At 72.8% G+C, this 13,270-nt stretch carries 11 protein-coding genes; 8 read left to right on the top strand and 3 right to left on the bottom strand.

From position 1 onward, the window contains the following. Positions 1-174 precede the first annotated feature (174 nt). The 6 genes from guaA (at position 175) to CP973_RS35845 (ending at position 6,768) form a co-directional block, all read left to right on the top strand. Complete coding sequence (gene guaA / locus CP973_RS35870) at positions 175-1,761, top strand: glutamine-hydrolyzing GMP synthase (protein ID WP_150250747.1); 1,587 nt, start codon at positions 175-177, stop codon at positions 1,759-1,761. Between the two features lie 132 nt (positions 1,762-1,893). Further along, on the top strand, positions 1,894-2,478 hold the full coding sequence (locus CP973_RS35865; protein WP_150248283.1) for a Uma2 family endonuclease: 585 nt from the start codon (positions 1,894-1,896) through the stop codon (positions 2,476-2,478). Between the two features lie 90 nt (positions 2,479-2,568). Further along, on the top strand, positions 2,569-3,468 hold the full coding sequence (locus CP973_RS35860; RefSeq protein WP_150248282.1) for a 2-hydroxy-3-oxopropionate reductase: 900 nt from the start codon (positions 2,569-2,571) through the stop codon (positions 3,466-3,468). 324 nt (positions 3,469-3,792) lie between these two features. Then, positions 3,793-4,611: a class II aldolase/adducin family protein gene (locus CP973_RS35855; protein WP_150248280.1), complete on the top strand. Its 819-nt coding sequence runs from the start codon at positions 3,793-3,795 to the stop codon at positions 4,609-4,611. A gap of 245 nt (positions 4,612-4,856) precedes the next feature. Continuing rightward, complete coding sequence (locus CP973_RS35850; RefSeq protein WP_150248278.1) at positions 4,857-6,134, top strand: hypothetical protein; 1,278 nt, start codon at positions 4,857-4,859, stop codon at positions 6,132-6,134. Between the two features lie 91 nt (positions 6,135-6,225). Continuing rightward, positions 6,226-6,768 (top strand): DoxX family protein, encoded by a 543-nt coding sequence (locus CP973_RS35845; protein ID WP_208853363.1) that lies wholly within the window; start codon positions 6,226-6,228, stop codon positions 6,766-6,768. A gap of 57 nt (positions 6,769-6,825) precedes the next feature. Here CP973_RS35845 and CP973_RS35840 read toward each other — a convergent pair whose 3' ends face one another. The 3 genes from CP973_RS35840 to CP973_RS35830 all read right to left on the bottom strand — a co-directional run bounded on the left by CP973_RS35840 (position 6,826) and on the right by CP973_RS35830 (position 9,798). Continuing rightward, positions 6,826-7,044, bottom strand: coding sequence for a hypothetical protein (locus CP973_RS35840; RefSeq protein WP_150248276.1), 219 nt, complete (start codon positions 7,042-7,044; stop codon positions 6,826-6,828). Then, a complete protein-coding gene (locus tag CP973_RS35835; protein WP_150248274.1) occupies positions 7,041-8,537 on the bottom strand; it encodes a PspC domain-containing protein in 1,497 nt (498 codons plus the stop codon). The genes CP973_RS35840 and CP973_RS35835 overlap by 4 nt, the downstream gene beginning before the upstream one ends. Positions 8,538-8,718: 181 nt before the next feature. Further along, a complete protein-coding gene (locus tag CP973_RS35830; protein ID WP_150248273.1) occupies positions 8,719-9,798 on the bottom strand; it encodes a helix-turn-helix transcriptional regulator in 1,080 nt (359 codons plus the stop codon). Between the two features lie 122 nt (positions 9,799-9,920). Between CP973_RS35830 and CP973_RS35825 the strand changes: the two genes are divergently transcribed. Next, on the top strand, positions 9,921-11,165 hold the full coding sequence (locus CP973_RS35825) for a winged helix DNA-binding domain-containing protein (RefSeq protein WP_150248271.1): 1,245 nt from the start codon (positions 9,921-9,923) through the stop codon (positions 11,163-11,165). 197 nt (positions 11,166-11,362) lie between these two features. Continuing rightward, positions 11,363-13,267 carry a serine/threonine-protein kinase gene (locus CP973_RS35820; protein ID WP_150248269.1) on the top strand — a complete coding sequence of 635 codons (1,905 nt, stop codon included), beginning with the start codon at positions 11,363-11,365 and terminating at the stop codon, positions 13,265-13,267. Positions 13,268-13,270 lie beyond the last annotated feature (3 nt).

Genomic DNA, 13,270 nt, shown 5'->3' with positions numbered 1-13,270 from the left:
CGGGGCGCCTGGGAAGTCGCTCGTCAGTTGATCAAGCAGCACGACCATGGCAGCCGGACGGGCCGGTGCCATAGGTAAAGACGAAGGTCAGCTGCTTGTACATGCCGCTCAGTATGAGCCCGTTAGAATCGAAAGTCCAACCCCATGCACCACCACCGCCGGAAGGCCGCCGAAGTGCCATCAGCGTCACCTGCTGCCGCCCCCGACGTCGTCCTGGTAGTCGACTTCGGCGCGCAGTACGCCCAGCTCATCGCCCGCCGCGTACGCGAAGCCCGGGTCTACAGCGAGATCGTCCCGTCCACCATGCCGGTGGCCGAGATGCTCGCCAAGAACCCCAAGGCGATCATCCTTTCCGGCGGCCCGTCGTCGGTCTACGCCGAGGGCGCCCCCAGCCTGGACCGCTCCCTGTTCGAGGCCGGTGTCCCGGTCTTCGGCATGTGCTACGGCTTCCAGCTCATGGCCACCACCCTCGGCGGCACGGTCGACAACACCGGCGCCCGCGAGTACGGCCGTACCGACCTGCACGTCTCCAAGAACGGCTCGACCCTCTTCGAGGGCACCCCGGCCGAGCAGCCGGTGTGGATGTCGCACGGCGACGCCTGCTCCGCCGCGCCCGAGGGCTTCACCGTCACGGCCTCCACCGACATGGTCCCGGTCGCCGCCTTCGAGAACGACGAGAAGAAGCTGTACGGCGTCCAGTACCACCCCGAGGTGATGCACTCGACGCACGGCCAGCAGGTCCTGGAGCACTTCCTGTACCGCGGCGCCGGCATCGAGCCCGCCTGGACGACGACCAACGTCGTGGACGACCAGATCGCGGCCATCCGCGAGCAGGTCGGCAGCGCCCGGGCGATCTGCGGCCTGTCCGGCGGCGTGGACTCCGCGGTCGCCGCCGCCCTCGTCCAGAAGGCCATCGGCGACCAGCTGACCTGCGTGTACGTCGACCACGGCCTGATGCGCAAGGGCGAGACCGAGCAGGTCGAGAAGGACTTCGTGGCCGCCACCGGCGTCCAGCTGAAGGTCGTGGACGCCTCCGAGCGCTTCCTCAAGGCGCTGGCCGGCGTCTCCGACCCGGAAGAGAAGCGGAAGATCATCGGCCGCGAGTTCATCCGGGTCTTCGAGCAGGCCCAGGCGGAGATCATCGCCGAGTCCGGCGCGGCGGGCGAGCCCGTGAAGTTCCTGGTCCAGGGCACGCTCTACCCGGACATCGTGGAGTCCGGCGGCGGCACCGGCACCGCGAACATCAAGTCCCACCACAACGTCGGCGGCCTCCCCGAGGACCTGGAGTTCGAGCTCATCGAGCCGCTGCGCCAGCTCTTCAAGGACGAGGTCCGCCGCGTCGGCACCGAGCTGGGCCTGCCGGACGAGATCGTCCAGCGCCAGCCCTTCCCCGGCCCCGGCCTGGGCATCCGCATCGTCGGCGAGGTCACGCGCGAGCGCCTCGACCTCCTTCGCGAGGCCGACGCCATCGCCCGCGAGGAGCTGACCGCGGCCGGCCTGGACCGCGAGATCTGGCAGTGCCCGGTGGTCCTGCTCGCGGACGTCCGCTCGGTCGGCGTCCAGGGCGACGGCCGCTCCTACGGCCACCCGGTCGTGCTGCGCCCGGTCTCCTCCGAGGACGCGATGACCGCGGACTGGACCCGTATGCCGTACGACGTCCTGGCCCGCATCTCCACCCGCATCACCAACGAGGTCCCCGAGGTCAACCGCGTCGTCCTCGACGTCACCAGCAAGCCCCCGGGCACCATCGAGTGGGAGTGACCCCGTAGCCCCTCTGTGGGGCCCTCCCCAGGTCAACGCCACAGCCGTCGCTCATCAGTTTGAGCGGCGGCTGTGGCGTTCTTGGTGGGTACGCTGGCCGTACGGCCCAGGATCCCGTCCATGGGAGGACTCATGACCGCTGAGACCGCGCATCACTGGCCCGTGCCCCCGCCGGACGGTTACACCGTGGACGACCTGCTGACCCTGCCCGACCTCCCGCCGCATACGGAGTTGCTCGACGGGAGCTTGGTCTTCGTGAGCCCACAGCGGTGTTTCCACAGCATCGTGATCGACTTGCTGGTGAACGGGCTGCGTCGCACCGCGCCGTCGGAGTTGAAGGTCACTCGCGAGATGACCGTAGTGATCGACAGGCGTAACGGTCCGGAGCCGGACATTACGGTGGTGCGGGCCGCGGCGGCGCGCAGCCGGATGCAGTCGTACTTCCAGGGCCGGGACGTGCTGCTCGCCGTCGAGGTGGTGTCCCCGGAGTCCGAGGCCCGGGATCGCGACACCAAGCCGTACAAGTACGCGAACGCGGGCATCCCGTATTTCTGGCGGGTCGAGATGGCGGGGGCCGACGATCACCCGGTGGTGCACGCTTTCGAGCTGGCCTTGGAGACGCGCGCCTACCGTCCCGTCGACACCTTCCGGGAGCAGGTGAAACTCGGCGCGCCCTTCGACATCGACATCGACCTGACGGCGATCGACACCCTGTGAGCGTTGACGTGTACCTATGAGGCTTCCATAGTGGTTCCGCATGGCGGTGCGGGTAATCCGCCATGCGGAAACAGATGGGAGTGTCGCGCAATGAGCACCATCGCCTTCATCGGCCTCGGCATCATGGGCAGCCCGATGGCGGTCAACCTTGCCAAGGCCGGCCACGCGGTGACCGGCTGGAACCGTAGCCCCGGGCGGGCGGAGGCGCTGGTGGCGGCCGGTGGCACGGAAGCGGCGACGATCGCCGGGGCCGTCCGCGACGCCGAGGTCGTCATCACCATGGTGCCCGCGTCCGCGCAGGTCGAGGCGGTCGCGTACGGACCCGACGGCATCCTGGAGAACGCCCGCCCCGGCACCCTGTTGATCGACATGTCCTCGATCACCCCGCAGACCTCCGTGGAGCTGGCCGCCGCGGCGGCCGAGAAGGGCGTCCGGGTGCTGGACGCGCCGGTCTCCGGCGGCGAGGCGGGCGCCGTCGAGGGCGCCCTGTCGATCATGGTGGGCGGTGAGCAGGCGGACTTCGACGCCGCCCGGCCGGTCTTCGAGGCCCTGGGCACCACCATCGTGCGGTGCGGGCCGCACGGCGCCGGCCAGACCGTCAAGGCCGCCAACCAGCTCATCGTCGCCGTGAACATCCAGGCCTGCGCCGAGGCCGTCGTCTTCCTGGAGAAGTCCGGCGTCGATCTCGCCGACGCCCTGGACGTCCTCAACGGAGGCCTTGCGGGTTCGGCCGTGCTCACCCGTAAGAAGGCCAACTTCCTCACCCAGGACTTCGAGCCGGGCTTCAAGCTGGAGCTGCACCACAAGGACATGGGCATCGTCACCGACGCCGCCCGCGCCGTCGGCGCCACGATCCCCGTGGGCGCCGCCGCCGCTCAGCTCGTCGCCTCGGCCGTGGCACGCGGCGACGGCGGCCTGGACCACTCGGCGCTGCTGCGCGGCGTGCGGCAGCTGAGCGGGTGCGAGGCGGGGGAGGGCAAGCCGGCGTAGCCGCGCGAGTGTTGGTCCGTGCCTGGCCGGGTGCTGCCCGCACGGGATGCCGAGGGCATGAAGTGACCCGTCGCGGTCGGCGACCCGGAATCGCTGCCGCACCTCTGGTCACCTCCGCTACCCACAGGTAGCTTCCGCTTCGAGTCGAGCCGCTTCGAGTCGAGCCGGGTCGAGTCGAGTCGAGCCGAGTCGGACCGCCGATCCGGCCCGGTTCGGTCCGAGCCGGTTCGGTCGAGCCGGTCCGGTCCGAGCCGGTCCGGTCCGAGCCGGTCCGGTCCGAGCCGTTCCGGCCCGAGCAATGCCGCACGCGCGAGGAGGAAGCCCATGCCCCAGCCCACGCCGCCCGTCCCGCCCCCGGGCCCGCCGCCCACGCCCGTACCCACCGATCAGCTCCGCTTCGCCATGCCGCCGCAGCACGCGACCGTCGAGGAGGAGCGGCGCCATCGCAAGGAGCGTCTCGCGGCCGCGCTGCGCCTCTTCGGACGGTTCGGGTTCGAGGAGGGCGTGGCGGGACACATCACCGCGCGGGACCCGGAGTTCACCGACTGCTTCTGGGTGAATCCTTTCGGGATGTCGTTCAAGCACATCACCGTCGGCGACCTGATCCTCGTCAATCACGAGGGCAAGGTCGTCGAGGGCCGCTACCACGTCAACCAGGCGGCGTTCGCGATCCATTCACAGGTCCACCGGGCCCGCCCGGACGTGATCGCCGCCGCGCACAGCCACTCCGTGTACGGCCGCGCCCTCTCCGCACTCGGCGAGCTGCTGGACCCGATCACCCAGGACGTCTGCGCCTTCTACGAGGATCACGCCCTCTACGACGCGTACACCGGGGTCGTCGTGGACGAGGAGGAAGGGCGGCGCATCGCGGCCGCGCTCGGGCCGCACAAGGCCGTGATCCTGCGCAACCACGGCCTGTTGACGGTCGGCGACTCGGTGGACGCGGCGGCCTGGTGGTTCATCACGATGGAACGTTCCTGTCAGGTGCAGCTGACCGCGCGCGCCGCCGGCAAGCCCGTACTGATCGACCACGAGAACGCCGTGCACACCCGGGAACAGCTGGGCAACGACCTGGTCGCGTGGATCAACTACCAGCCCCTGTACCAGCAGATCGCCCGCAGTGAACCGGAGTTGTTCGACTGACACCTCGGCCTCGGGCCCGGCTTCCCTGCGGCTCCCGACACCGCCCCCCGTCCCCGGCGTCAACACGACGCCCCCTCATCACCGCCCGTAAACCCTGGCGCACGGCTTCCCGCTCTCTCCCCGTACGGCACAATTCCCTGACAGTACGGTGAAGTTGACAACGACTGGTGGGTCGGGGCGGAGCGGACGTGTCGGTGGAGACGGCGGGCGGGGCGGCGGGAGCGCCTGGGACGCCCGGAGGGGGAGTGGCGGCCGGAGGGCCGGAGGCCGGGGAGCCCGGCGGCGGTGGGGGTGGCGACTGCACGTGCGGGAGGTGCCCGCGTGGCGCGCGCGAGGGGCACCGCCGGGCGGTCGCCGCGTTCGTGGCGCTGCGCGAGGAGTACGCCGCCGGCCGCGGCGTGCCGGCCGCGCTCGCGCATTCGGCAGGCGCCGCGCGGCAGTGGGTCTCGGACGAACTGGCCCTCTCGGCCCGTACGGTCGCCGAGCGTGCCGCCGCCGAAGGAACGGCCTGGCGGGAGGCCGTGTGGCGGCGCACGCTGCCGGTGTTGTGGGGCGGCCTCGGCGTGCTCCTGCTCGTCCAGGCCCTGACCGCGATCGGCACCGGCTGGACGGTGCGGCGTACGGCGGGCCTGGTCGCCGCGGCGGTCCTCGTGCTCGCCCTCACCGGCGCGGCGTGGCGCCACCGCTCCCGCGGGGGCCTGCTCGCGCCGCTGATCGGCGAGGACAACCGGCTCTCGACCTCGCGCACGGTGGCCGCGGGCTGGCTGCTGCTCGTCGCGTACGCCGTCCTCGTACAGGCCGTCCAGCTGGCCGTGGTGACGGACGCGGACGCCCGCGTCGCACACCTCGACGGGCTCCAGCTCCCGTACGGCGCCGGGTTGCTGACCGTGCTGGCGATCACCTGCGCGGTGGCGGTGCTCGTCCGCCGGGTCGTCGCCGTACGCATCCAGGGGCGGCGTCTCCAGAAGGTGCGCGCGGAGCGGCCGCGCGCGGGTGACCTGCTCACGGACGACGCGGGGCGCGCGAGCCTCACCGACACCCAGTACCTGCTGCTGAACGTCGCGGCCGTCTCCTTCGCCCTGGTACGCCTGGCCCGCGACCCGTCCCGGCTGCCGGACCTGCCGTGGACGTTCGGCGTCATCGTGGTCATCGGGGCGCTCATGTATGTGGCGGGCAAGTACGCGGAGGGCGGCCGTCCGGTCGTCCTGTCCGTCGTACGGGCCCGGGAGCCGGGTGAGCTGGCCGCGCCCATCCGCACCGGCGACGACATCGAGATCCGCGGCACCGGCTTCGTACCGCCCGGTGCGCAGGACCCGGACCTGCTGGCGCGCACCGTCGTACGGATCGGCCCGGTGCATGTGCACGTGCCGCTCGTGCCGGTCGCCGGCGGCTTCGGGAACCCGACGGACGGCCTGCTGACCGTGCCCGTACCGGCGGACGTGGAGCCGGGCCGGGTGGAGGTGCGGGTCGTCACGGCGGCGGGCGTGGAGACGAACGGCTACGCGATCGACGTACAGGACTGAACGCCGCGCGCGAGGGCGTCCGTATCCCTTGTGGAACACGCGGGCGTGGGCACAATCGTCTGCGTCCGGCGGTGACAGGGAGGCGGATGCCATGGCGCACGCGGATCGTGTGGTCGGTGCCGGCCCGGTCGGATCCGGAACGGGCAGGGGCGGTGGGCCGCGCGGTGCGATGGCGCGCAATGCGCTGCTGCCGCTGCGGGTCTTCCTCGGCGTCACCTTCGTCTACGCGGGCCTGGACAAGCTGACCGATCCGGCGTTCTTCGCCGCGAGCGGCACGGGGTCGGTCGGCGAACTGATGCGGCAGATAAGGGACACCTCGGCTGTGCCCCAACTGGTGGATCTGGCGCTCAAGGACCCGGCGAGTTTCGGGTACGCCATTGCGGCCGGGGAGTTGGCGGTCGGCATCGGCACCCTGGCCGGGATGTTCGCGCGCGTCGCCGCGCTTGGCGGCGCGCTGATTTCGCTGAGCCTGTGGCTCACCGTGAGCTGGTCGACCCAGCCGTACTACTACGGCAACGATCTGGCGTATCTGATGGCATGGCTGCCGCTGGTGCTCGCCGGTGCACCGATGCTGTCCGTGGACGCGATGCTGGCGGCACGGCGCAGTAGGCAGGGGCGGCAGTTGTTCGGGTAAGGGCGTTGACCGGGGGTGTGGTCGGTCGTTTGGCCGGGCCCATGGCCAGTCCCGTGGTCAGTCCCGTGGTGCGGAGGACCCCGAACGCTGCCGCCGGACCACGCTCCAGACGGCCGCCGTCGCACCGGCCAGGCACAGGCCCGCCGGTACGGCCAGTACGGGCAGCGCGCCCGGCAGGTCCACCACCCCGCCCGCTTCGCACGCGTAGGCACCTCCCACGCCGAGCGCGGTCAGGCCGGTGATGAGCCGGGCGGGCTCGAAAGCATGGCGCTTCACTGGGTCTCTCCCTTCTCGTCCGATGACGGCGACGGCGACGGCGACGACGCTGACGACGGGGGCGGGGGCGACGACGGCGGAGCCTGCGCAGGAGCCTCCCGCTCCACCGCCACCTGCCCCGCCCCCACCTTCAGGTCGAGATCCAGCGTGCCGCGCGGCTTCTCGCCCTCCTTCAGCCCCGTGGCCGGCAGGGTGACGGTCTGCTCCTGGTCGGTCCCGAAGTGGAAGTCCTCCGTCGTCTCACCCGGCAGCCGTACGTCGCCCAGCCCCACGTCGATGTGCAGCCGCGCCGTGACGCCGTCGGGCACCGTCACCTCCAGCTGCCCGGCGCCGACCGAGGCCCGCGTCCGTACCGTCTGCCCGTTCTTGAAGGGGATCTTGGTCAGGTCCAGCTCGCCGTGCCCGGCCCCGACGTCGTAACTCGGGCGTACGGAAGCGGCGTCCATCGGCACCCATACGCGGTTGTGCCAGTCGGTGGTCACGTTCGGGGGCAGTACCGCGGCGCCCGCCAGCAGCAGGGACGTCAGGATCACCATGAAGACCGTGCCGCCGCCGGTCCGCCCCCACCAGGCGCTGACCACCAGCCCGAGCCCGAAGACCACGAGGGCGGCGGAGAGGCCGGCGATGAGGACGGTGGAGGCCTTGTGGTGCTCGGCCGTGGCACCGCCCGCCGCCACTGCCGCGATCATCGCCAGCAGAAACGTCCAGCCGCCGATCGGCCGGCCCGCCCGCCGCCGTTTGGCCGGGACGGTGCCACGCGGCCCCCCGGGGCTGCCCCATGCCGTGGCCCCCGAGGGCCGTGCGCCCGCCCTGCCGCCCGCGCCGTACGCCTGCTCATGGCCGTACGGGGCGTCGTCCGGCCCCCACAGATAGCCCGCGCCGGCCGTCCCGTCCTTGGAGAGCGGGTCCCGCCACCAGGACGGGCTGTTACGGGTGGGCGGCGCCATCGTCTCGGGCGGCGCGTCCGCGACGGCCTGGGCGGCCGCCGGGTCCGCCGCCCCGGGCCCGTCCACCCCGGCCGTACGGCGCTGCCGCGACCAGTACGCCGAACCGCCCACCGCCAGCGCGAGCATGACGGTGAAGGCCAGCACGCCGCGGTTGGCGAGGGAGGTCAGGAAGAACCCGCAGCCGACCAGGGCGAACAGCAGGGCGGTCAGCGCCGTGCCCTCGACCCGGCCGGACAGCAGCCGGCGCCCCTCGTTCTCGTCCTCGCCCTCCTGCGGGATCAGCAGCCAGGCGAAGCCGTACACGATCAGGCCGATGCCGCCGGAGGCCGCCAGCACGGCCAGCACGATCCGGAAGATCACCGGATCCAGGTCCCAGTGCCGGCCCAGGCCCCCGCACACCCCGGCGATCACCTTGTGCCGCCGGCTGCGGCGCGGGTGCGTCCGCGGCGCCGGGCGGGACGCGTCGGGGGCCGGCGGGGTGCCCGCGGGACCGGACGCGTCCCCGGCGGGGCCCGTCGTGTTGTCGGCGGGGGCAGCATCGTTCATGCGCCCATGGTGGCAAGCCGCGCGGACGGGCGGCATCCGTGGGAACCCTGGTTGGCCCCTGAGATCAGCAGGGGCAGGGGCAGGGGCAAGGCAGAAAGGGGAGGGAGGGGAGGGAGGGGAGGGGAGGGGAGGGGAGGGGAGGGGAGGGGAGGGGAGGGGGGAGGAGGAGCCTCCGCTCGCCTCAGCCCCCCGACGCGTCGCCCGCGTCGCCCGCGTCGCCCGCGTCGCCCGCGGCATCCGCGGCGTCCGCGTACCGCCGGGCCAACCGCCCGAACGCCTCCCTCAGCTCACCCGGCCCCACCACCTCGACATCCGCGTCGAATCTGCCGATGTCGGCGGCCAGGGCGGCCCACGACCAGGCCGCCGACACCAGGCGGCACCGGTCGGGACCCAGCTCCTCCACGACACCGTCACGGATGTACGGGGACACGGCAGCGGCGGGCAGCCCGAGAACCACCTCGCCGCGGCAGGGCCCGCCGTCCGGCCCGTCCGAGCCCTGGAAGCGCCCGGCGACGAAGGCGGCGACATCTCCTCCCGGCAGCTCGCGCGGGGTGAAGCGAGGCCCCGTAGGAGTACGCGGTGCGATCCGGTCCGCCCGGAACGTGCGCCAGTCCGCCCGGTCGAGGTCCCAGGCGACGAGGTACCAGCGGCCTTCCCAGGTGACGAGGTGATGGGGCTGTACGCGGCGCGGCGGGGCCCCGGCCGGCGCGCTCTGGCCATTGCTCTCCGGCACCGGGCCATAGCTATCCGGCACCAGGCCACTGCTCCCCGACACCGGCGCGTAATCGAACCGCAGCACTTCCCGGGCGTGCACCGCCGCGCTGAGCGCCATCAGCACCCCACTGTCCACCTGCGGATTCGGCCGCGCCGTAGGCCGCTCGACAGGGGTGACCTGAAGGGTGTCGATCCGGTGCCGCAAGCGCGCGGGCATGACCTGCCGGACGGTGTGCAGAGCGCGCGCTGCGGCCTCCTCGACACCGACCCCGGTGGTGGTGGCGTTCCGCAGCGCCACGGCGAGGGCGATGGCCTGCTCGTCGTCGAACAGCAACGGGGGTAGCTCCGACCCGGCCCCGAGCCGGTAACCGCCGTCGGGGCCCTTGGTCGAGGCGATGGGGTAGCCGAGTTCCCGTAGGCGGTCGACATCACGGCGTACGGTGCGCGCGCTGACGTCCAGCCGCTCGGCCAGCAGTGTCCCCGGCCAGTCCCGGCGCGTCTGGAGCAGGGAGAGCAGGGCCAGCAGCCGCGCTGAAGTCTTCTGCATGGGCCCATGCTGCCTCCCATAGAGGACACAACCTGTCCGCTAGGCCCGGCAGGATGAGCCACCACCGCGCCCCCCAGGCCACAGGGCCGGCCGACCGGCAACCAGTACCAGCAAGGACGCACATGACCGTTCTCGACAACCGGGCCCTCAACCGCGCCACCCTCGCCCGCCAACTGCTCCTCGAACGCGCCGACCTGCCGGTCCTCGACGCCGTCCGGCATCTGTGCGGCCTCCAGGCGCAGGAACCGCAGGAGCCGTTCACCGGCCTCTGGTCGCGGCTGCGCGCCTTCGACCCGTCGTCGCTGTCGGACCTGCTGACCGGACGGCACGTCGTCCGTACGCACCTCATGCGCCGCACGGTCCACCTCGTCACCGCCGACGACGTCCTGGCCTGGCGCGCCCGCCACGACGCCATGCTGCGCCAACGCGCACAAGGCGCCTACCGCCGCGAACTCGCCGGGGTGGACCTCGACGAACTCGCCGCCGCGGGCCGCGCGGTCATGGCCGACGGTGAGCCCCGCTCGATGCCCGAGCTGGCCCGTGCGGTCGCCGGGCGCTGGCCCGAGTCCGGGCCGCGGGCGCTGGGGGAGATGCTGGTCGCCGCCCTCATCCCGATGGTGCAGCTGCCGCCGCGCGGCCTGTGGCGTACGAAGGCGGGCGCCCGGTACGTGCCGCTCGCCACCTGGCTCGGCCGCGACATCGACCCACCGGCCACCTTGACCAGCCCCGGCCCGGCCACCTTGACCAGCCCCGGCCCGGCCACCTTGAACAGCCCCGGCCCGGCCGCCTCGAACGGCCCCGGCCCGGCCACCGCGACCGCCACCGGTGCGGCCACCCCCGACTCCGCCGCTTTCGGCCCCACCACCCCCGACCCGGTGGGCGCGGCCCTGATACACCGCTACCTCGCCGCCTACGGCCCCGCCGCCTCCGCCGATCTGCGCGCCTGGTGCGGCCTCGCCGGACTCCCGGCCGCGGTCGCCGCCGTACGCGACGAGCTGATCACCTTTCGCGACGAGCGCGGCCGGGAACTGCTCGACCTCCCGGACGCCCCGCGCCCCGACCCCGATACGCCCGCGCCGGTACGGTTCCTGCCCGCGTTCGACAACGCGATCCTCGGCTACCAGGACCGCGGCCGGATCATCGACGACGCCCACCGCGGTCTCTCGGTCGCCGGTGCCCGCGTCGTCCTGGTGGACGGCCGGGTCGCCGCGACCTGGACCGTCGAGGACGGCACGGTGACGGCCACCCCGCTGCGCCGTTTCTCCCGGGCCGAGCGCACCGCCGTGACCGAGCAGGGGCAGGAGCTGGCGGTGTTCCTCTCGGACGGCGAGAGCGACCGCGCGCACGTCACCGCGTCACCGGCCTGATCACCGGCCCGCGACAGCACCCACAACCGACCCCTCCACATCCACAACCAACCATCTCCACATCGTGGAAAAGTCCTGGCACGCGCCCGGCACGCGCCGGGCGGCCGCGCCCCGGTCCCCCGGCGGCGCCCGGCGGACGACTATCGTTGCGCCGGACACCTGTACGGGGGAACCGAAGGGGCAAGGGGCACGGCGCGGTGACGGAGGCGGCGGTGGACGACGGGCGGCTGGTCGCCGGGCGGTACCGCCTGGTCGAGGAGATAGGCCGGGGCGGTATGGGAACCGTCTGGCGGTCCTACGACGAACTGCTCGGCCGCCAGGTCGCGGTCAAGCGGCTGCACGTCTCCCCGGAACTGGAGCCCGAGGAGCTGGCCCGCCGCAACGAGCGCACCCGCCGCGAGGCCCAGTCCGCCGCCCGTATCAACCACCCCAACGTGGTCAGCGTCCACGATGTCGTGGACGACGCCGGTCTGCCGTGCATCGTCATGGAGTACGTGCCGTCGGTGACGCTCGGCGACCTGATCAAGGAGGCCACGCTCTCGGGCGGCGCGGTGCCCCTGGGCGAGGTGGCCCGGATCGGCCGCGGCATGGTCGCCGCGCTGCGGGCGGCGCACTCGGCCGGGGTCCTGCACCGGGACGTGAAGCCCGGCAACGTGCTGCTCGGCGAGGACGGCCGGGTCGTCCTCACGGACTTCGGCATCGCGGTCGCCACCGGCACCTCCACCCTCACCAAGACCGGCGAACTGATCGGCTCCATCGACTACCTCGCCCCCGAACGGGTCCGGGGCGGCACCCCCGGCCCGGCCTCCGACCTGTGGGCGCTGGGCGCCACGCTCTATCAGGCGCTGGAGGGGCGGCCCCCGTTCCGCAAGCTCACGGCGGTCGAGACGGCGTACTCCATCGCCATGGACCCGCTGGATCCGCCGCGCAACGCCGGCGCGCTGGCCGGCCTGATCGAAGCCCTGCTGGCGAAGGAGCCCGCCGACCGCCCCTCGGCCCAGGCCGTGGAACAGGCCCTGCGTGCCCCCGCCGCGCACACGGACACCGCATGGCTGAGCGGTGCGAGTGCGTACGGCACGGCGGAGAGCGGCACCGCCACCACCACGGCCGGTACGACATCCCCGGCCCAGGGCGACCGTACGAACGCCCCGGCATCGGCCCCGACCCCGAGCCCGGCTCCGGCCGCAATCCCGAGCCCGGCTCCGCCGTCGCCCTCGGCCACCGGCTCGTACCACTTGGCGCCTCCGGCTCCGGACAGTACGGGCGGTACGGGCAGTACGGACAGTACGGGCGGTACGGCCACGACCGGCAACCTGCCCCACACCGGCGGAACCACCCCTGCCAACACCCCTGCCAACACCCCCGCGACCACCCCCGCCACCGGGCCCACAACTCCGGTGCACCACCCGGCCACCGCCCCGCCCCCCTCCGGGAACAAGCCCGGCGGACGCGGCCGTACGATCCTGCTCACCGCCGTTTCCGTGGTCGCCGCGCTGGCTCTCGCGGGCAGCACCCTGTACGCCCTCGGCTACTGGCCGGACGGGGGCGCGCAGGCGTCCGACAGCCGTACACCGCAGCCGGAGAACCCGTCGCCCACCCCGTCGAAGCCCAAGGCCAAGCCCACCCCGCGCCCGGTCCCCGAGGGCTACCACCGGGTGACGGATCCGGCGGCCGACGTCGACTTCCCGCTGCCGAACGGCTGGACCCGCCAGAAGCAGGCGAACGGTTACACCTACCTGAACCCGAACCAGCTCGTCGGCCTGCGCATCGAGTCGCTCGATTTCGCGGGCGCGAACCCCCTTCAGCGCTGGAAGGACAACGAGCGCGCCGCCCTCGGCGAGGGCAAGTTCCCCGGCTACCAGCAGCTGCGCATGCAGGAGACGCGCTTCCGCGACCGGCCCGCGGCCCTGTGGGAGTGGAAGTGGTCGGGCAGCAGACGCGAGTTCCGTGCCATAGACCTCGGTTTCGGCCGTCCCGGGGAGAAGGAGTACGCCATCTACCTCTCCGCGCCGGCCTCCGAGTGGGACCGGTACAAGAAGGTCTTCGACAACGTCCTGGCCGGGCTCCGGCTGCCCGAGGACCGCGGGCAGGACGGGCAGTAACCA

It is taken from the genome of Streptomyces albofaciens JCM 4342 (assembly GCF_008634025.1).
GTDB classification, from domain to species: Bacteria; Actinomycetota; Actinomycetes; order Streptomycetales; family Streptomycetaceae; genus Streptomyces; species Streptomyces albofaciens.
This window is presented reverse-complemented; position numbering and strand designations above follow the sequence as displayed.